Origin of the sequence: Mucilaginibacter yixingensis (assembly GCF_041080815.1) — a bacterium.
GTDB classification, from domain to species: Bacteria; Bacteroidota; Bacteroidia; order Sphingobacteriales; family Sphingobacteriaceae; genus Mucilaginibacter; species Mucilaginibacter yixingensis.
In genome coordinates this window covers 1,605,961-1,626,517 of sequence record NZ_CP160205.1, presented here as the reverse complement: position 1 = coordinate 1,626,517, position 20,557 = coordinate 1,605,961, and the positions used below count along the sequence as shown (strand labels likewise).

Below are 20,557 nucleotides of genomic sequence, written 5' to 3'. Positions count from 1 at the left end.
GATAACTTTCGCAACAATTTCGGCAAATTGATGTTACTTTGCATCGCCTACCGCCAAAATGGGGCATTAATACGCTTATGAAATTAAAACCAATACTGCTATCTACAGCTTGTTTAACCCTCTCGTTAGTGGTTTTCACCAGTTGCAAAAGCAGCAACACATCTACCTCCTCAGATTCGGCTAAAAAAACAGCGACTGCTAAAACCAACGCTACCGGCGAAGACAATGTAGCCGATACCGGAAAAGTGGTTTATCCACCGCTAAACAAAGCGTTATATGATTCGCTTGATAAACGCCTGGCCCATGGCGATACCACCGGCAAATGGCCTGTTAAAAAACAACCATATCCGTTGGATGGTGCCATCCTGCCATTTAAACGTGTGGTTGCGTTCTATGGCAACCTGTACTCTAAAAGAATGGGTATCCTTGGCGAATTGCCGCCAAATGAAATGCTGGCCAAACTAAAAGGCGAGGTTAAAAACTGGCAAAAAGCCGACCCTAAAACCCCGGTACAACCGGCACTGCATTACATTGCTGTAGTTGCCCAGGGCGATGGCGGTAAAGATGGCAAATACCGTTACCGCATGCCATTTAAACAAATTGACAGCGTACTGGTATTGGCTAAAAAAGCACATGCTATAGTTTTCCTTGACGTACAGGTTGCGTTAAGCAACATCCACGCTGAGCTGCCTTTGCTGGAGAAATACCTGGCTATGCCACAAGTACACTTTGGAATGGACCCTGAGTTTTCTATGAAAGACGGTTCTAAACCAGGCAGAAAAATTGGCACTTATGATGCTGAGGATGTAAACTACGTATCAGATTACCTGGCTAAACTGGTTAGAAAATATAACCTGCCTCCAAAAATTCTGGTAGTGCACCGCTTTACTAAAAAGATGGTAACCAACACCAAAAACATTAAACTGCACAAAGAGGTACAGATTGTAATGAACATGGATGGATGGGGCGAACCAGATCTGAAACTGGGCACTTACCGCAACTTTATTTACCCTGAGCCTGTACAGTTCACCGGTTTCAAATTGTTCTACAAAAACGACTTGAAGAAAGCGCCACACCACATGTTAACGCCTGAGGAAGTGCTGAAATATAAACCACAGCCTATTTATATCCAGTATCAGTAGTCTGAACCAGGATTTCAAGATTTAAAACAGGATTATCAGGATGACTGATAATCCTGTTTTGTTTTAGGGCCTTTAAGCCAACTTCGTGCTCAGAAACCGTTGCACAAATACCAATTGCAGATAAAAAAACTATTTTTGCTCTATGCTGAAAGGTAAAAAAGTATTGCTGGGAGTTTGCGGAAGCATTGCGGCTTATAAATCGGCCATGTTGGTACGCCTCCTGGTTAAAGCGGGAGCTGATGTACAGGTGGTAATGACGCCCGGTGCTGTTAATTTTATCACACCACTCACGCTATCTACCCTTTCAAAAAATCCGGTTTATACCGAGTACTTTAAAACCGAAACTGGCGAGTGGAATAACCACGTAGAGCTGGGTCTCTGGGCCGATCTGATGGTTATTGCTCCGGCCAGCGCCAACACTTTAAGTAAAATGGCAAACGGACAGGTAGATAATCTGTTCACAGCCGTTTATTTATCGGCTAAATGCCCGGTATATTTTGCGCCTGCAATGGATCTGGATATGTGGAAGCATGAGTCTACGCTCCAGAACGTGGCCCGCCTTAAAAGCTTCGGCAACATCATGATCCCTCCCGGTAACGGCGAACTGGCCAGTGGTTTGCACGGTGAAGGCCGAATGGCCGAGCCAGAAGAAATCATTGATTTTCTGACAAGCGACATTCGCAGCAAATTGCCTCTCGTTGGGCAAAAAATGCTGGTAACCGCCGGCCCCACTTATGAAGCTATTGATCCGGTACGTTTTATTGGTAATCATTCGTCCGGCAAAATGGGGTTTGCCATTGCAGACCGTTTGGCAGAATTGGGTGCCGACGTAACCCTCGTTGCCGGACCAACAGCCCAGAAAAGCAAACAACAGGTAACTCGTGTTGATGTAACCTCTGCTGCAGATATGCTGGCCGCCTGCCTGCAACATTTTGAAGATGCCGATGCTTGCATTATGAGTGCTGCCGTGGCCGATTATACCCCAGCGCAAGTGGCCACACAGAAAATCAAAAAGCAAGACGCTGGCCTCAACATCGAACTCAAGAAAACTACCGATATTCTAAAAACCCTGGGAGCCCGCAAACGCGACGGCCAGGTACTGGTGGGTTTTGCACTGGAAACCAATGACGAAGAAGATAACGCCATAAAAAAACTGCAAAGCAAAAATCTGGACTTTATTGTATTAAATTCGTTAAACGACAGCGGGGCTGGTTTTCAAACCGATACCAATAAGATTACCATCATTGATAGCGATCTGCAGAAAACCGTGTTCGACCTGAAAACCAAAGAAGACGTGGCCCGCGATATTTGCGATAAACTGATGCAACTGATAAACGCATGAAGAAACTGCTGGTACTTGCACTAACATTTTGCCTGGCCCTGGTTGCCCACGCGCAGGACCTTAACGCTCGCGTACAAGTGCTGGCGCCCAAAATACAAACCAGCAATAAGCGCATCTTCCAATCGCTGGAGACGGCGATGAAAGATTTTCTGAACGGCCGTAAATGGGCAGCCGACGAGATTTTGCCTGCAGAGCGCATCGACTGTTCATTCGTACTCAATATCACGTCGTGGGATGGCAGCAGCAATTTCAGTGCTGAGCTACAAGTGCAATCATCGCGCCCGGTGTATAATTCCAGCTATACCTCTACCCTGCTCAATGTTAACGATAAGGACTTTGACTTTGTGTATACCGAAGGCCAAACCATCGACTACAGCGATCAAACCTTTCAAAATAACCTGAGCGCCGTAATGGCTTACTACGCCTATATTATTGTGGGTATGGATTACGATAGTTTCTCCAAATTTGGCGGCTCGCCTTATTTCGCCGCGGCTCAAAATGTGGTAACCAACGCGCAATCATCCAATTTTAAAGGTTGGAAAGCTTTTGACAGCAACCTTAACCGCTATTGGCTGGCAGAGAACCTCAACAACAAAACTTACGCCCCACTGCGCGAGTTTGTTTATACCTACCATCGCACCGGTCTTGACGCTATGGCCGATAACGTTACTCAGGGCCGCAAGGTAATTGACGGCATTTTACCGCTGCTTACCCAACTGGATCGTACCCGTATCGGTTCTATGCTACCCACACTGTTTTTCAGCGCCAAAGGCGATGAACTGGTAAACATTTATGGCCAGGCCGATCCGCAGGAGCGCGTGCAGGCACTTAATGTGCTCAGTCAGGCAGATCCCGCAAATGGCACCAAGTATCAGAAATTGCAGGGGCAGTAATAGAGAGATCAAGGATCAGTTAATCAGAGATTAGTTATACCTCATTTTTTTAAATCCACTTATGCCATCGCCTCGTTCCGAGCGGCAATGATATACTTGGTTAACTTAGCTAACTTGAATTCGATATAAGGATAGCCACAACTCTCCAACAGGCCGCACCTATGGAGCTCAGCCTATCTAGCGACCGTTTGGCTACAAACAGGTCACTCCTCCGGAGTTGAAACGCAGCTAAAAGCCCTGAAGGGGCGACCTGTTATTATTCCTGATCTAACTTTTATACCCACCTCACCTTAATCAGTCCTCTAACCTTCATTTCCAATCTTCTCTTTTCCGCCGTAACGTCCCTCATTTTCAAGCATCTTATAGAAAAAATTGAAAAAATTATTTGCATTTACGAAAACCATCGTACATCTTTGTACGAAGATTATCGTAGATAGAGAAAAACGTCATGGCAGTAAAACCCACAGAAAGCGAATTAGAGATTTTACAGGTACTCTGGAAAAAAGGCGCATGCAGCGTGCGCGACGTACATGAGGAACTGGCTAAGAGCAAAGATGCGGGCTATACTACCACGCTGAAGCTAATGCAGATCATGTTTGAAAAAGGACTGGCCAGTCGCGATGCTTCGGCCAAAACTCATATTTATAAAGCACTGGTAAGCCGTGAGCAGGCACAGCAAACCGCGCTTGATAAAATGATCAGCACCGTTTTTGATGGCTCTACCGCCAGCCTGGTTATCCAGGCACTGGGCAGCCATCGGGCGTCGGACGAGGAAATTGACGCCATTAAAAAGTATCTCGACCAATTTGACCAGCCTAAAAAATAAACCGTTATGGAAAATCTGTTTTATAACATCAGCCAGGTTTTAGGGATTACTATTATCCACTCTTTGTGGCAGGGGCTTATTATTTATATGCTGCTGCGCATGTATTTGCAAAGCTTTCCTTCCACGTCGTCTGTGTTGAAATATAAAATAGCTTACATCTCCTTAATGGCCATGCTGGGCTGGTTTGCACTTACGCTGTATACCGAGGTGAGCCGTTACAACTGGCACCCACCTGCAAACGCTATTGCCACCCTGCCTGAGGCATTACGTGAGTTGACAGCGCCCGACAGCCGCTACTCTTTCATTTTTGCAGGCTACATGCCCTACGTCACCATGCTTTATTTTGCCGGTTTAGTATTCAACACCTTAAAGCTGATGCTGGCCTGGAACAACAGTTACCGCATCCGCCAAAATGTACTGCCGGCCGGGTTTGAAGATCAGGTTAACCGCCTTTCAGTAAAACTCGGACTGAAAAAGCATGTGCAAGTAGGCTTTAGCCAATGGGTAGACGTACCCTGCATTACCGGTTGTTTGAAACCGATTATTCTGCTGCCATTTACCATCGGCAACTACCTCAATGCCGATGAAATTGCCGTTATTTTACTGCATGAACTGGCCCACGTGCGCCGTAATGATTACCTGCTTAACATCATTCAGCAGGCGGTGGGCATCCTTCTATTCTTTAATCCGTTTGCCCGGCTTACCGGCAAACTCATCAACCAGGAACGCGAGAACTGTTGCGATGATGCCGTGATACACGTTACCGGTAGTCCGCTCATCTACGCCAGGGCCTTGCTAAAACTGGAAGAGAACAAACAGCAGCAGTGGCACCTGTCGCTGGCCGCAAAAAACAAAAGTTTTGACCTCTTAAACAGAATCGAACGCATCATGAAAACTAAAAAAACCTCTGTAAATATACGCCCGGCGCTACTTGCCGTGGTGCTACTGGGCTGCAGCCTAAGCTGCCTGGCTTGGTTAAATCCTAAAATTGAGCATGGCAAGGTGACAGTAAAAGCAACCGTTCCATCGCCTATTGTGCATCTGTTACAGGATACCACAAGAAAATCGTCTAAAACAAAACCATACCTTGCTACACCACGTAAAGATTTAAATAGTGGCAATATTGTTAGCGGCATAGACACCATTAATGACACCCATCTGCAAGAGCTGCGCAGCAAAGTAGAAATGCACGGCCATAACATTGACAACTATTTTAACAGCGAAGCCGCGAAAAAAGCACAACAGGACTTGATGAAACAGGACTCTGATTTCCGTGCATTTTTTGAAAATCCGAAAATGAAGCAATGGGAAAAAGAACTGGAAAAACATGGCCACGAGCTGGACAAATTGGGCAACAGTGCTGAGATGAAACAATGGCAAGTCAAAATGGATGAAGTGGCCAAAAAAATGGACAAGCTTTATGCTGATGGAAAAATGGACGAGCATCAGAAAGAGTTGGATAAAGCCAGCGCCAAACTGGAAAAGCTCAATCCCAATTCGCCCGAGTTTGCTAAACAGGCAAAAAAAGTTGCAGAATTAAGCACCTACTACGCCAGAGTGATGGCCAAACCCGAATATGAATTAGAAAAACAACGCACCGCCCTATCTGACGAGTTAAGCAAGTTTTACGGCAGTCCGGCTTTCAAAGCACATAACCAAGCCATTAAAGCTTTTAGCGATAGCATTGCGGCCTACACTGATAACGCCGAGTTCAAGGCAAAAACAAAAGATATTGCCGAAAAATTTAAAGACAAGTTTTGGAATGCTGACATGAAGAACGAGATGAAAGATCTCGAGAAATCAACAAAAGAGCTGAAGGACTACATGCAACAAAAGGGCTATGATAAAACCGATCTGAAGTTTGACTTTAAGAACGATATGCACGTTAGTTTTGATGACAATGATACGGTGAAAGCACCTCGCCCGCCTAAACCACCTAAGGCACCTAAAAAAGCAGATGTTGCAAAACCTAAAAAGAACTTGCCGCCGCCGCCACCACCGGCAGCGCCGAAAAAAAGCGAGTCGCCAATGATACCCCCTCCACCACCTGCAGTACCTAAGACACCAGCTCAATAATTATTAGATATAATGCTCTATACAAACATCCGAAGTTTTAAAAACTTCGGATGTTTTGGTTTATAACTGAAGCCAGGAAAAGAATATTTTGGTTATCCGGCACGTCATTGCGAGGCACGAAGCAATCTCTGCAAATGCAAATCGTATATGCCAAGTACAGAGATTGCTTCGTACCTCGCAATGACGTAATGGTTATTATGATGCAATGGCTGTTCTGCTACTCACCATAATATTTGTACTTTAGTGTCCTCTCAAAAAGGGGGCAATTTTTATGCTTCAACAGCTAACTATTAACAACTACGCTTTGATTGACAACCTGCAGATTGGTTTTGATGCAGGCTTGAATATATTGACTGGCGAGACCGGCGCGGGTAAATCTATCATTTTGGGCGCGTTGTCGCTCATACTCGGTCAGCGGGCCGAGAGCCGCTATTTTTTTAATCAGCAGAAAAAATGTGTGATTGAGGGTCAGTTTAAGATAGATGGTTTCCATTTGAAAAGCTTTTTTGAGGATAACGACCTGGACTACGAAGCCGAAACCGTATTGCGCCGCGAGATTAGCGCCGATGGTAAATCGCGCGCCTTTGTGAATGATACACCAGTGAACCTCACCACGCTGAAAGCACTGGGCGAAAAGCTGATAGAGATCCATTCGCAACACGCTACGCTGGAAATTAATAGTCCGCAGTTTCAGTTACTGGTGGTTGATGCCGTTGCTGGCCACGCAATAGAATTATCGGCCTATCAGACCAAATATAAAGCTTGGCGTAAGCTAAATGCAGAGCTAAAACAGTTGATTGAAGAAAGCGACAAAGCTAAGGCAGATTTGGATTACTTCCAGTTTCAGTTTGATGAGCTGGATGCCGCCGCCCTGGCCGCCGATGAGCAGGAACAGCTGGAACAAGAACTATACACGCTCAACAACGCCGACGAGATTAAACGCAGCCTGCTTAGCGCTAATTACCTGTTACAGGAAGGCGAAGCCGCTGCCCTGCTGCAACTGCGTGAGGCCGGTCAGCAACTATCGGCATTAGAGAAATTCAATCCGCAGATAGCTGATCTGCATCAGCGATTAAACAGTACGGTGATCGAATTGAAAGATATTTCGGCAGAGATAGACCACCTGGAGCAGCAGACCCACACCGATCCGGCCCGCGCCGAAGAGGTAAACACCCGTTTAAGCCTGATCTATAACCTGCAAAAGAAACATCGCGTTAGCACCAACACCGAACTGTTACAGATACAGCAAGATCTGAGTGATAAGATTCAGAACGCGCTGTTTAGCGATGAAGCGATAGAAAAACTGCAAAAACAAATAGCCGCCGAGCAAGCCGAGCTGCTGCAAATGGCCACCGGGTTATCTAACCGTCGCCAGCAAGCCATCCCTGCCATAGAAAAACAAGTACTGGAAGCACTGGCAGAAATGGGCATGGGCAACTCAGCCATGAAAATAGAGCTCGCCACAGCATCGGCACATAACTCTCCTTCAGGGGGATTGGGGGAAAACGGCCTCGATCAGGTGCGCTTCCTCTTCACCGCCAACAAGGGCCATGCGCTGGCAGAGATGAGCAAAGTAGCGTCGGGCGGTGAATTATCGCGTTTGATGCTGAGCATCAAATCGCTCATTGCACGTTACACCGCCCTGCCTACCATTATTTTTGATGAGATTGACACCGGTGTATCTGGCGAGGTAGCACACAAAGTTGGCCAGATCATGGAGCAACTATCGCAAAATATGCAAGTGATCAGTATTACGCACCTGCCGCAAATTGCCAGCAAGGGTAATAGCCATTACTTTGTTTATAAAGACCACCAGGCCGATGTTACCTACACCCGACTGCGCCGTCTTGATGATGGCGAACGCATTACCGAAATAGCCAAAATGCTAAGCGGCGACAAGCCTGGCGAAAGCGCATTGCAGAACGCAAGAGAATTGCTAGGGGTTTAGACCTCACACTCTCCGGTAATGTTATGAAATTAAGAAGCCCAATTGTCAGGCTGAGCAGCAGAATCCCGGCAGCGGGACCATGAAGGTGAAATGACAAACGAGAGGGCTGTCAGTCTGAGCTTGTCGAAGACTCGCGCGGAGAGGCCCACCCACCACGCTTCTCCCAAAATAGTCCTCAGAGATGCTTCGTTCCTCAGCATGACAAGTCCCTTAAATTCATGATGCTATTTAAAGCGATAAAAAGGCTATTTCAGCCAAATGACAAGTCAGTAGCTTTCCCCGCGCCATCAATGTAAAGCGATTGTTACAACCTTATCACACAAATAACATTGATTATCAATGAGCTGCTGTCTATCTTAGTAGTTGAAACCTACTATTGCTATAACATCTTCATGAAAAACAAACTAAAAGTGCAGCACTTACTGCTGGTGCTATGGTGTATCATCGCCTGCATATTTTCTGCAGCAGCCACTACACAAAGCGAGGGGTTTATTATAGAACATGAGCAAGACATCAAAAAAGCAGAGCCCGGCAGCCATAATGGCGGCGGTAATACCACAGCCGTCCCCTTCTTCAGTAAAGATCAATCGCTAAAAATAGCTTTCCGTAAACGCATTCTTCATCCGGGATCGTCCATCGGCTACCACCTCCAAAAAGAAGACGAAATTTATTATATCCTCAGCGGCAACGGCATTTTGCAAATGAACGGCAAAGATATCCCCGTAACAACCGGCGATGCCATCCTCACTAAACCAGGCAGCAGCCATGGATTGAAACCTGCCGGAAATGAAGATTTGGCGGTGCTGATTACTTACGATTTAAAATAACTAAATATTTAGTTATTTTTGGTGACAGGTATTGTCATCATGAAAAGTTTATCTTTCTGCTTCTCCTACCCCATGCAATTTATAATTGCGCTGTTGTGTTTTTCTTTAAAAGGAGAGGCTCAAGCCAGTTATGTAGAAAGGTCGGCAAACCCCACCTATAAAACGATTTATATCGATACCGTCAATCTAAGAGGTATTGTTTTAGATCATACCGGAAAGCCTGTCCCTGATGTATCGGTAGCATCGTTAACTTATTATTCGGCAACCAGCAGAAATTTACTTGCAAAAACGGACGCTAATGGAAGGTTTACACTAGATGGCGCTAAACACAATGACACACTGATAATTTTTGGTACGGGCCGTTATGCAACGTGGTTTCAAAATCGTGGCAGCCGATATGTAGAAATTACTTTGCCTGAAATAAAGCCCGCAGCTGTTAGTAGTGAAGCCGACCCTATTGTTGTGCAAACCAACGCAATAAATCAACGTAAAAAACAGAAAATCAAGTTTGAGGAAATAACATGTTTTGACTGTGGGCCTGGCCCAATGATAGAGAGTCAAGCCGAACCCATTGGTGGAAATGAGCGGTTAAAAAAGCGTATTAAGCAACAGCTTGTCTATCCGGAGCAAGCCGTAAAAAACCATATTGAAGGGTTGGTTAAAGTTAATTTTGAGATTGAAAAAGATGGTTCGGTAGTGAACCCGCGTGTGGTGCAGGGAATTGGCTATGGTTGCGAAGAAGAAGTAATATGCTTAATTGCTCAAACTAAATGGCAACCCGCTCACGGACAAGGCGGTATAGTTTGCCCAGAATCGATTGTTGTTCAATTTATACTAACTGATAAATAATTATAACTTTGCCATCGCATAACAAACTAACAGCTATGGCTTATAATTTATTAAAAGGTAAAAAAGGCATCATCTTCGGTGCATTAAACTCGCAATCAATTGCATGGAAAGTGGCCCAGCGTGCCGTACAGGAAGGTGCAGAAATTGTACTTACCAACTCTCCGCTGGCCCTGCGCATGGGCGAGCTAAACGCACTGGCCGAAGAGTGCAACGCACCCGTTATTCCAGCCGATGTAACCAGCAACGATGACGTACAGAACCTGTTTACCAAGTCTATGGAGCATTTTAACGGTGGTGTTGATTTTGTACTGCACTCAATTGGTATGAGTATTAACGTGCGTAAAGGCATCCCTTATTATGAGAACAATTACGAGTTTACGCACAAAGGTTTCGATATTTCTGCATTGAGCCTGCACCGTGTACTGGCTACCGCCATGAAAATGGACGCCATTAACGAGTGGGGATCTGTTGTAGCCCTAACTTATATTGCCGGTCAGCGCGTATTCCCTGATTATAACGATATGGCCGATAACAAAGCTGCGCTGGAAAGCATTGCCCGCAACTTCGGTTATTTCTATGGCAAGAAAAACAAAGTACGTGTAAACACCATATCACAATCGCCAACCCTTACTACAGCCGGCAGCGGCGTTAAAGGTTTTGGTGGCTTTATTGATTATGCCGACAAAATGAGTCCGCTGGGTAATGCTGATGCAGACCAGTGTGCAGATTATTGTGTGTCGCTATTCAGCGATTTTACCCGCATGGTAACCATGCAAAACCTGTTCCATGACGGCGGCTTCTCTTTCACCGGTGTAAGCCAGGAAGTAATGGAGAGCATGGGTAAGTAATCTGATAGTTTATCAGTGATTAGTTGATTGGAGATTAGTTTCTCTGGTTAGATATTTAAAGGGGATGCAAAAGCATCCCCTTTTTTGTTGCAGTTCTCTTAGCCTGTCATTGCCAGGAATAGCGAAAGACAGTGTGAGCGGATGACAGTTACAAAACATTTAGGCAAGCAATCACTTTCACAATATTAAAGCCGATATTGGACTGACAACAACATAGGGTTTTCTAAAAACAATAACCGCATGGAAAACGCAGCAGTAAAAACCGGCTATGCGCCGGTAAACGGCATTTCAATGTATTATGAGATCTATGGTAAGGGCACCATGCCGTTAGTGCTGATTCACGGCGGCGGGTCTACTATTGAGACTACCTTCGGGACGCTCATCCCGCTACTTGCAGGTTTCACCCAACTCATCGCTGTCGAGCTACAGGCACATGGCCGCACCAGCGATCGTGATGCGCCAGAAAGTTTTGCACAGGATGCTGATGACGTTGCGGCTTTGCTTCATCATTTAAAAATCGGGAAAGCCGATGTGATGGGTTTCAGCAATGGTGGTAGTACGGTATTGCAGATGGCTATCCGGCATCCGCAATTGACTAACAGAGTGATTGCTATTGCCGGCGCTACCAAGCGATCAGGATTTATTAATGGATTTTTTGAGGGGATGGCAAACGTTACGATAGACGTAATGCCGCAAGGACTGAAAGATGCCTATCTTAAAGTAAACCCAAATACCGAAGGCCTGCAAACCATGTTTGAGAAAGACCGTAACCGCATGATTACTTTCCAGGACTGGCCCGATGAACAACTCCAATCCATCACCGCACCTACCCTGCTTATGGTGTCAGACAAAGACGTGATTACAATAGAGCATACTGCTGAACTTTCCCGGCTGATCCCCAACGCCAGCCTTATTGTATTACCCGGCCATCATGGCGGCTTTATTGGCGAGATGGGCAATGATCCATCTAACGGCGTGCTGCCTCGGGTTACGGTGGATTTGGTTAAGCAATTTTTAAGCAATTAATTCCGTGAATGTCATGCTGAACGACAGTGAAGCATCTCTGAGGACATACATAAGGACTGTCCTCAAAGATGCTTCGTTCCTCAGCATGACACTTTCGTCAAAAATATGAAAGGCCGGATGCTTGCGCATACCGGCCTTTCCTCAACTAAACCAACACCTCTCTCTTATGAAAACGGTCTTGAGGCCTCGCCCTACCCTCTCCAAGGGAGAGGGCTTTACTTTCTCTTTGGGTAGAAAGTTAGAGAGGCTTTACTTTACTTCAATTTCGCGCGACTGTGCTTTGGCTTCTTCTTTTTTGCCGACAGTCAGTTTCAGGATACCGTCAGTGTATTCGGCACCAATCTTAGATTGGTCGGCACTTTCTGGCAGGGTGAATGAACGTACAAATGAACTGTAGCTATATTCACGTTTGCTGTATTTCTTGCCTTCTGCGGCTTGTTCAGCTTTTTTCTCGGCGCTAACGCTTAACACGTTTTTATCTAAGCTGATCTTAAAATCTTCTTTTTTCAAACCAGGAGCTGCTAACTCTACATGGAACTCGTTTTCGGTTTCAGCAATGTTTACAGCAGGCACTTTGGTTGCCAAACGCTCACCCGCAAATGAGTCGTTAAAAATGGAGTCTAAAACGTCGCTAAAACGTGGACTAACTGCGTTGTATTTGTGGCCGTTGTTAAATTTTACTAAAGTCATTTTTATGTTCTCCTTATTTCTTTTTTATTATTTTCGTGATTGGTTAAGATCAACTGCTGTACCAACGCGATTTTAGCCCAATCTTGCCGACAATTTGTCGGTTTTAAATATTTTCTACCGACAAATTGACATTAAATGCCTGAAGATTTAGCCGATTATACGTTTCGCACCTCCATCCCCATCCGTTTTTCTGATATCGATGCCTTCGGCAACGTAAGCAATACTATCTATCTTACTTATTTTGAAATTGCCCGTTCTAACTATTGGAAAGAAATTATCCAGTGGGATATGAGTAAAGTGGGCGTTATTCTGGGTCGTTCAGAAATTACTTATCTGAAACCGTTAAAGCTGGAAGATCAAATTGCCGTATATGTGCGCACAACACGCATTGGCAACAGCAGCTTTGACGTGATGCACGTACTGGTGAAGATTACCGAGAAGGGCGAAGAAATTTGCACTACCGGCAAAACCGTATGTATTGCGTATGATTATTCGACTAAAAAATCTGTACCTATCCCTAAGGTTGAGCGCCAAAGGATGATAGATTATGACGATCCGGGACTGGTGACTAATACCAATTGATATCGTATTTCGGATGTTCGATTTCGGATTTATCGTCATTTAAAAAATCCGAAATCGAACATCCGAATTCTGAAATTAAAATATCTTCCCTGGATTTAGGATCCCTTTCGGGTCAAACACCGCCTTAATACTACGCATCAGGCTAAAGTGCGTTTCTGAATATTTTATCGGCATAAACTCTTTTTGTACCAGGCCAATACCGTGCTCGCCGCTCAGTGTGCCACCCAGCGAAACGGTGAGTTCAAATATTTCGCGGATGCCGTCCTTCAGTTTGGTATTCCAATCTTCGTCACTCATCCCGCCTTTAATGATGTTAACGTGCAGGTTACCATCACCCGCGTGGCCATAACAAACCGATTCAAAGCCGTACCTGGCTCCAGTTTCTTTTATGCCTTTTATCAATCGCGGCAGTTCAGCGCGAGGGACAACAGTGTCTTCTTCTTTATAAACCGAGTTTGATTTTACCGAGATCCCCATCACCCGGCGCATTCGCCAAAGTTCTTCTTTCTGAGCCGATGAATCAGCAAAGAGCACATCCTTGCAACCAAATTCTTCCAGCACAACGTTAATTTTTTCGCATTCAGCAAAAATCTGCTCCTGGTTGGTACCGTCTACCTCAATCAGCAGAAAGGCACCGGCATCATCTTTTAAATCAAAAACAATTCCGTCGTGTGCTATCACCCACTCCACTCCCCTGCGTTCCATAAACTCCAATGCCGATGGCACTACCCCTGCCCTAAATATAGCCGACACTGCCGCACAAGCCGCGTTATTATCCGGAAACGACGCCAGCATCAGCACATCCTGTGTAGGTGCAGGTATCAGTTTAGTCACAATTTTGGTAACAACTCCCAGCGTCCCTTCGCTGCCAATCATCAACTGAGTTAAATTATAACCAGAAGCATATTTAAGCGTATTGGCACCAGTCCAGATAATATCGCCATTGGTCAACACCACCTGCAAATTCAGAATATACTCACGGATAGTTCCATATTTCACCACCCTCGGCCCGCCCGAACCGTGCGACACGTTGCCTCCAATAAAACAACTGCCCTTACTAGCCGGATCAACAGGGTAAAGCAAACCTTTTTGTGCAACCGCGTTCATAAACACCTCGGTAATTACGCCGGGCTCAACCGTGGCTTGCAGGCTCTGCTCATCAATCTCTATAATTCTGTTAAAACGCTCCATGGCCAGCAACACACCACCTTTTACAGGCAAAGCGCCTCCACTCAGGCCCGTACCCGCACCGCGCGGCGTAACGGGAATAAGATGCTGGTTACAAAGTTTTAATAAGACCGATACCTGCTCGGGTGTAGCGGGCTTCACTACTACCTCGGGATAAAAATGCAGATCCTCGGTTTCGTCATGGCTATAGTTTTCCATTTCAGACCGTTGGGTCAGCACGTTCTCGTTACCCACAACAGCGGTAATTTCAAACAGTATTTCAGGGGTTATGCGGTTGTAGTCCATTAGTCTTTTTTAATATCTGTAAGCGTTACAGCGGTGTAACCGACCGGACCGGCCAACGGCGGGTTCAACTTTTTCAGTTCTACCCTGATGCTGTGCAGATAAGGAAAGCTGGCGCGAATGCGGTCTATTATTTCACCGGCAACAGCCTCCAGCAGTTTTTTGGTCTGCTTCATCTCATCGGCGGCAATAGCATAAAGCTGCATGTAATTCACCGTATCGGTAAGCTCATCTGTCAGCACACCTCTTTCTGGTTCAAACTCTACATCAATATTCACCACAAAATGTGTTCCCAACAGTTGTTCTTCGGGATAAAAACCATGATTGGCAAAAAACTTAGCCTCATGCAAGCTGATCTTCATCATAACCAATTAATTGAACCGCAAAGAAATAGTTTTTTATCAACCTTTAATAATAATTCGCCCTTTAGGGGGATAAGGGGTTTTTCGTTAGCTTTGTTTACACTCAAACACCAATTGTATGCCTCGTACTGATCTTTTTGAATCGCCCGATTATTATTTAATGGATGAATTGCTGAGCGACGAGCACAAGCTGATCCGCAGTAGCGTGCGCGACTGGGTAAAGAAAGAGGTGTCGCCTATTATTGAAGATTACGCGCAGCGCGCCGAGTTCCCGAAGCAACTACTGAAAGGACTGGCTGAACTAGGCGCCTTCGGTCCCACCATCCCAACAGCATACGGCGGCGCCGGTTTGGATTATACCGCCTACGGCATCATGATGCAGGAAATAGAGCGTGGCGACTCAGGCATCCGCTCTACCGCATCGGTACAGGGATCATTGGTGATGTACCCCGTCTACGCATACGGCTCTGAGGAGCAGAAAAAGAAATACTTACCCAAACTGGCCGCCGGAGAATTAATCGGCTGCTTCGGACTAACAGAGCCCGATCATGGTTCTAATCCCGGCGGCATGGTCACCAACTTCAAGGATGCGGGCGATCACTACCTGCTTAACGGCGCCAAAATGTGGATCTCTAACGCGCCATTTGCAGATATAGCCGTTGTTTGGGCGAAAGATGAGGAAGGAAAAATCAGAGGATTGATTGTAGAGCGCGGCATGGAAGGCTTCAGCACGCCCGAAACTCACAACAAATGGTCGCTACGCGCATCGGCCACCGGCGAGTTGGTATTTGACCATGTGAAAGTGCCAAAAGAGAATCTGCTGCCTAACGTATCAGGCATCAAAGGGCCGCTGGGATGCCTAAACCAGGCACGTTACGGCATTGCTTGGGGCGCTTTGGGTGCAGCCATGGATTGTTATGACACCGCCCTGCGTTACGCCAAAGAACGTGTTCAATTTGACAGACCCATAGCTGGTTTCCAGTTACAGCAAAAAAAGCTGGCAGAAATGATTACGGAGATCACCAAAGGTCAGCTACTTGTCTGGCGACTGGGAACGCTGAAAAGTGAGAACCGTGCAACGCCGGCACAAATATCTATGGCCAAGCGTAACAGTGTAGAAACAGCCATCAATGTAGCGCGTGAGGCCCGGCAGATTTTGGGCGGCATGGGTATTACTGGCGAGTATTCAATTATGCGCCACATGATGAACCTCGAGTCGGTAATTACCTATGAAGGAACGCATGATATTCACCTGTTAATCACCGGTTATGACATCACCGGCCTTGATGCCTTTAAGTAAATTTTATAAATCTACAGGAAAAATCAAAAACAACCCATACGAATATTATTGCTATTTCCTGTTGGATAAGCATTAACTGCATGTTATATTTGTTTACGTTATTTAGCTAATGCTCCCTAATCCTGTTCAGAAACCTGCCCGGCTTTTACAGCCATTTTCCCTTATTACAGGGCTGTGTTTACTAACAGTAGCAATCATCTCGTCGTGCAATTCAAAACGCGATTATAATTACGAGTTTTCTAAAGGTTTTAAGCCTGTGTTTGATTCTGTTAGCCACCTGTATGAGCAAAACCGGCTAAAAGAGGGCATGCATTATTTAGATTCATCGGTACAGAACCTGTCTAATCTTACCGTAGCAGACCGCTTCAGGATATATAGCATCAGGCATTATTACTACAGCAAGACCCAGCAAAAACCAGAAAAAGCACTGGCTTATGCCGATAGCATGCTGTTGCTGATAGAAAATACGCCAGAAAAAAGCAGGTATAGCACTTTCTATGCCGAAGCCAATTTTGCCCGCGGCGATGCACTTTTTGACCTGGAACGCTACACCGAATCTTATAACAGTTATTATAAAGGCTACCTTATAGGTAAAAATGATTTTAATAATTGCACCCTGTCTGATTATACCTATCGTATGGGAATGATCACCTACAAACAGGGCAATTATAAATATGCCATTAAATATTTTAAGCAAAGCTTTGATCAAAACCAGCAATGCAAGGGCGAGTTTATTATGTTTTACCGCCAGCAAGAGGTATTAGATAATATTGCGCTCAGCTATCGTAATAACAAGCAGCTAGACAGTGCCGAAGTTTATTTCCACAAAGCGCTTCAGTTTATTGACGAAGGAGGGGCTCCGTACCTGGAAGCGCGCAAAGAAGTGCTAAATGTAGCCAAGGCCGTTATTTACGGCAATATGGCCGATGTATTAAGCAAACAAGGCCATATTGCAGAAGCTATTGACATGCTTACAAAAAGCATCGATGTTAACATCCGTAAGGGGAATGACAACCACGATGCCGAACTCTCAGAGATCAGGCTGGGGCAACTTTACTTGTCGCAGAAGGATTTTGGACAGCTAAAGTCATTACTTGAAAAGCTACGCGCCCAACTGGAAAGCGCCCCAAGTGCCGATGTTGATGCCGGTTATAATTTATTAACGGGCAACTACTATAAAGCCATAAACAACCAGGCAGCAGCACTCCCTTTTGTGGAGCGTTACCATCAAATTAAAGACTCTTTAACAGAAGATAACCGCGTTTTAAAGGCCAACAATGTGAACGAACGCATGGCCGATCTGGAAAAACAATATCAGATAGTATCATTGCAGAACAGGCAGCGTATTTATGTGTATGCCTCGGTGATCTTCATTTGCATGTCTACCATCATTATTCTGCTTATTTATCGCAACTGGCGTCGTTCTAATACAGAAAACATCATGATTTCTGCATTGAACGAAAAGATTACCGCCCAAAAAACTGATCTGGAAAAAACACTGGACGAACTGGAACTGAGCAGCCAGGAGAAAGACCGGATTTTGCGCACGGTTGCACATGATCTGCGTAATCCGCTGGGCGGAATTGCCTCCCTTACCAGTGCCATGATTGAAGACACCGATTACACGGCTGAGCAGGTTGAGCTATTGAAGATAGTAAAGGAGACTGCACATGATTCGCTTGAACTGATTAACGAAATTCTGGAAGCTACCAACAGTTCTAATAATGAGCTCACTAAACAACCGGTAGACATCAATTCCCTACTTAATAACAGCGTTGAACTGATGCGTTTTAAGGCAGCCGAGAAGAATCAAAAAATAATGCTGCAAACGCTGGATACGCCCGAAGAGTTAATGATCAGCCGTGAGAAGATCTGGCGGGTAATCAGTAATCTCATTAGTAACGCTATTAAATTCAGCCCGATTGGTGCGGTGATTAAGGTAGAGATTGCACGTACCAATGGCGGCGTCTGCATCTCGGTGAACGACCGTGGTATTGGTATACCCGAAGAAAGCAAGAGCAAAATATTCAACATGTTTACCGATGCCAAACGCCCCGGCACCCTGGGCGAAAAATCATTCGGGCTGGGTCTTTCCATCTGCCGGCAGATCATTGAGCGTCACAATGGAAAAATCTGGTTTGAAAGCAATACTGCCGACGGCACTACTTTCTTTATCCAGTTAGATAAAGTGGATGCACCTGCTAACCTAATTTACAGCAAGCAGTAACTAACCTTTCAAAAAATCGGCATACCACCTGCCTGAAGCTTTTACCGTCCGTTTTTGATTTTTAAAATCAATATGGATCAACCCAAAACGCGGATGATAACCTTCGGCCCACTCAAAATTGTCGGTTAACGTCCAAATAAAATAGCCCTTTACCTTAATACCGTCGTTTTTAGCGCGTAATACCTGGCTAATGTGGCTCTGCAGGTAATCCTGACGTTCTTGATCATTAATGGCTTCATCCACCATCTCATCATGAAAAGCAGCACCATTTTCAGTAACGTAGATAGACTTGATCTTCTCGTAAGCGTCAAATTTTTTCAGCACCTGATAAATAGCCTCAGGGTGTACTTCCCACCCCATCAGCGTAGTGGATACATTGCGCTCGGTAGCTTTTACCAGCCTGGCATAAACATAGGGCGTGAATATGGAAAATTTAACCAGCTCACGGGTGTAGTTTTGTATACCGATGAAATCAAAATCAAAGCTCATGTTTTCCTCATCACCCGGCAGCTTGTATTTGCTGATGCCTTTTAGCGCAGTGACCTCCTTATCTGGATACCCCAGGCCCAATATCGGCTCAATAAATAAACGGTTCACTAAGGCATCGGCACGTTGGGCGGCAGCTATATCGCGCGGCTTCTGCGAGTAAGGCTCGATAGCTGAGCACGAAAATGTAGTACCGATGTTTGCATCTGGCAGCAATTCGCGCAATTTACGCCCCCCTGCTACCATGCTTAATACTACGTGATGGATGGCAGGCAAAAAGTTTTTCAATCCGGTGCGACCGGGCGCATGCAAACCTAAAAAATAACCGGCTCCGGTAAATACCGCTGGCTCGTTCATTACCATCCAATGCTTTACCCTATCGCCAAAGCTTTGCGCGCAAACGGCTACAAACTCTGTAAACCATTGAACAACCTCGCGGTTTGTCCACCCACCTTTATCTTCCAGTACCTGCGGCAAATCCCAGTGATAGATGGTTGGCCAGGGCTCAATGCCTTGTTCCAGGCAATAATCTATTACGCGGTTATAATGATCTATCCCGGCCTGATTTACCCTGCCGGTGCCGTCGGGCAAAATGCGCGTCCAGGCGATAGAAAAACGAAAGTTTGGAATATTTAATGATTTGATGATGTCAATATCATCGCGATAGCGGTAGTAAAAATCGCAGGCGGTACAGGCGTTTTCGCCATTTTTGATCCGCCCTTTTTTATTGGTAAAAACATCCCAGATAGACAGGCTTTTTCCCTCATCCTGAAATGCACCCTCTGTCTGGAAAGCAGCTGTAGACACGCCCCAGGCAAAATCCTCCCCGAAAAGCTGTTTGCTAAGTTTTTCTCTCATCTAAAATTGAGCCATTGGCAGCTCAATGATATCATTATTGCCGGAAGATATAAAATATCTTTAGCGTTTTCTTTTAGTGCATGAAAGAAGAACCCATGCTTTTCAACACAATCCGCTCACGAACAATAGTGATCAAGCTTAAAATTTTTGCAATTATTTTCATGACTGTGGTGTTAATACCTAAAGATAGTCTGCAAGCTTTAAACTATAATGACATCCATGTAATGTTATTGTTAACACACTACAGCCCAATGGAAAAGCAAGCGCCCGGACCGGCCGGACGCCAAAGTATAGTTTTCCCATTTTTCTTCATGTTATGATTGCTCTCTTTCAGCATCGCGCAGCGCTTTAATTCTATTGTATGCGGCACGCATTGCAGTTTGCTGCCGGCTAACAATCTCGCGTATGTATGATGGCAATGCCTCATCGTCCAGCGCTGTATCATAAGCTTTCAGCATGGCATCTTCGCCAAACTCACAATGCTCCAATACAGATTTTGCGGTTTTATGACTAAACATATCCATCATCCTTATCCAGGCGCGATGTATCTTGCCACTCATGGTGGTACCGGTCTCAATCTCGCCGCCCAGGGCAGCTACTTCTGTGGCCAGCTCCATCTTAGACTGATGGCTTTCTTTTATCATATTGATAAACTCGCGGTGCAGTTCTGCGTGTTCGTTTTTTAAATCTTTTAAAGCACGTTCATAGCCAACTATCCGATCATTATGAATCTGAATCAAATCGTTCAGGTCTTCAATTGTTACTGTTGTTGTTTCCATGGCCCTTTGTTGATTTATATTTCTTA

General features: G+C 45.3%; 18 protein-coding genes. 13 read left to right on the top strand and 5 right to left on the bottom strand.

The genetic code is table 11. The features are described from left to right. The first annotated feature begins 77 nt into the window (after window positions 1-77). The 10 genes from ABZR88_RS06605 (at window position 78) to ABZR88_RS06560 (ending at window position 11,777) form a co-directional block, all read left to right on the top strand. Window positions 78-1,142 (top strand): hypothetical protein, encoded by a 1,065-nt coding sequence (locus ABZR88_RS06605; RefSeq protein WP_107828207.1) that lies wholly within the window; start codon window positions 78-80, stop codon window positions 1,140-1,142. A gap of 142 nt (window positions 1,143-1,284) precedes the next feature. After that, the gene (gene coaBC, locus ABZR88_RS06600) at window positions 1,285-2,484 is read left to right on the top strand and encodes a bifunctional phosphopantothenoylcysteine decarboxylase/phosphopantothenate--cysteine ligase CoaBC (protein WP_107828208.1); all 1,200 of its coding nucleotides are present in this window, start codon (window positions 1,285-1,287) and stop codon (window positions 2,482-2,484) included. Further along, a complete protein-coding gene (locus ABZR88_RS06595; protein ID WP_107828209.1) occupies window positions 2,481-3,377 on the top strand; it encodes a DUF4835 family protein in 897 nt (298 codons plus the stop codon). The genes coaBC and ABZR88_RS06595 overlap by 4 nt, the downstream gene beginning before the upstream one ends. Before the next feature lie 448 nt (window positions 3,378-3,825). Further along, window positions 3,826-4,203, top strand: a complete 378-nt coding sequence (locus tag ABZR88_RS06590; protein WP_107828210.1) for a BlaI/MecI/CopY family transcriptional regulator — start codon at window positions 3,826-3,828, stop codon at window positions 4,201-4,203. Window positions 4,204-4,209: 6 nt separating this feature from the next. Then, window positions 4,210-6,279, top strand: a complete 2,070-nt coding sequence (locus ABZR88_RS06585) for a M56 family metallopeptidase (protein WP_107828211.1) — start codon at window positions 4,210-4,212, stop codon at window positions 6,277-6,279. 271 nt (window positions 6,280-6,550) lie between these two features. Next, the gene (gene recN / locus ABZR88_RS06580) at window positions 6,551-8,227 is read left to right on the top strand and encodes a DNA repair protein RecN (RefSeq protein ID WP_107828212.1); all 1,677 of its coding nucleotides are present in this window, start codon (window positions 6,551-6,553) and stop codon (window positions 8,225-8,227) included. A 392-nt stretch (window positions 8,228-8,619) separates the two neighbouring features. Further along, complete coding sequence (locus tag ABZR88_RS06575) at window positions 8,620-9,054, top strand: cupin domain-containing protein (RefSeq protein ID WP_107828469.1); 435 nt, start codon at window positions 8,620-8,622, stop codon at window positions 9,052-9,054. A 39-nt stretch (window positions 9,055-9,093) separates the two neighbouring features. After that, window positions 9,094-9,903 (top strand): TonB family protein, encoded by an 810-nt coding sequence (locus ABZR88_RS06570; RefSeq protein WP_107828213.1) that lies wholly within the window; start codon window positions 9,094-9,096, stop codon window positions 9,901-9,903. Between the two features lie 35 nt (window positions 9,904-9,938). After that, the gene (locus tag ABZR88_RS06565; protein ID WP_107828214.1) at window positions 9,939-10,751 is read left to right on the top strand and encodes an enoyl-ACP reductase; all 813 of its coding nucleotides are present in this window, start codon (window positions 9,939-9,941) and stop codon (window positions 10,749-10,751) included. A 240-nt stretch (window positions 10,752-10,991) separates the two neighbouring features. Further along, window positions 10,992-11,777 carry an alpha/beta fold hydrolase gene (locus ABZR88_RS06560; RefSeq protein WP_107828215.1) on the top strand — a complete coding sequence of 262 codons (786 nt, stop codon included), beginning with the start codon at window positions 10,992-10,994 and terminating at the stop codon, window positions 11,775-11,777. A gap of 249 nt (window positions 11,778-12,026) precedes the next feature. Here ABZR88_RS06560 and ABZR88_RS06555 read toward each other — a convergent pair whose 3' ends face one another. After that, window positions 12,027-12,467 carry an Hsp20/alpha crystallin family protein gene (locus ABZR88_RS06555; protein ID WP_107828216.1) on the bottom strand — a complete coding sequence of 147 codons (441 nt, stop codon included), beginning with the start codon at window positions 12,465-12,467 and terminating at the stop codon, window positions 12,027-12,029. A gap of 135 nt (window positions 12,468-12,602) precedes the next feature. Between ABZR88_RS06555 and ABZR88_RS06550 the strand changes: the two genes are divergently transcribed. Further along, complete coding sequence (locus ABZR88_RS06550) at window positions 12,603-13,049, top strand: thioesterase family protein (protein WP_107828217.1); 447 nt, start codon at window positions 12,603-12,605, stop codon at window positions 13,047-13,049. Between the two features lie 75 nt (window positions 13,050-13,124). On the opposite strand, the gene ABZR88_RS06545 is transcribed toward ABZR88_RS06550, so the two are convergent. Together ABZR88_RS06545 and folB are read right to left on the bottom strand one after the other, a co-directional pair. Next, the gene (locus ABZR88_RS06545) at window positions 13,125-14,522 is read right to left on the bottom strand and encodes an FAD-binding oxidoreductase (RefSeq protein ID WP_107828218.1); all 1,398 of its coding nucleotides are present in this window, start codon (window positions 14,520-14,522) and stop codon (window positions 13,125-13,127) included. Next, on the bottom strand, window positions 14,522-14,884 hold the full coding sequence (gene folB / locus ABZR88_RS06540) for a dihydroneopterin aldolase (RefSeq protein ID WP_107828219.1): 363 nt from the start codon (window positions 14,882-14,884) through the stop codon (window positions 14,522-14,524). Before folB ends, ABZR88_RS06545 begins: the two co-directional genes overlap by 1 nt. A 115-nt stretch (window positions 14,885-14,999) precedes the next feature. On the opposite strand from folB, the gene ABZR88_RS06535 reads away from it, so the two are divergent. Then, a complete protein-coding gene (locus ABZR88_RS06535) occupies window positions 15,000-16,181 on the top strand; it encodes an acyl-CoA dehydrogenase family protein (RefSeq protein WP_107828220.1) in 1,182 nt (393 codons plus the stop codon). Window positions 16,182-16,437: 256 nt separating this feature from the next. Beyond that, the gene (locus tag ABZR88_RS06530) at window positions 16,438-18,408 is read left to right on the top strand and encodes a tetratricopeptide repeat-containing sensor histidine kinase (RefSeq protein ID WP_170113582.1); all 1,971 of its coding nucleotides are present in this window, start codon (window positions 16,438-16,440) and stop codon (window positions 18,406-18,408) included. On the opposite strand, the gene ABZR88_RS06525 is transcribed toward ABZR88_RS06530, so the two are convergent. Together ABZR88_RS06525 and ABZR88_RS06520 are read right to left on the bottom strand one after the other, a co-directional pair. Beyond that, window positions 18,409-19,752, bottom strand: coding sequence for a GH1 family beta-glucosidase (locus tag ABZR88_RS06525; RefSeq protein ID WP_107828222.1), 1,344 nt, complete (start codon window positions 19,750-19,752; stop codon window positions 18,409-18,411). A gap of 314 nt (window positions 19,753-20,066) precedes the next feature. Then, window positions 20,067-20,531, bottom strand: coding sequence for a PA2169 family four-helix-bundle protein (locus ABZR88_RS06520; protein WP_107828224.1), 465 nt, complete (start codon window positions 20,529-20,531; stop codon window positions 20,067-20,069). Between the last annotated feature and the right edge of the window lie 26 nt (window positions 20,532-20,557).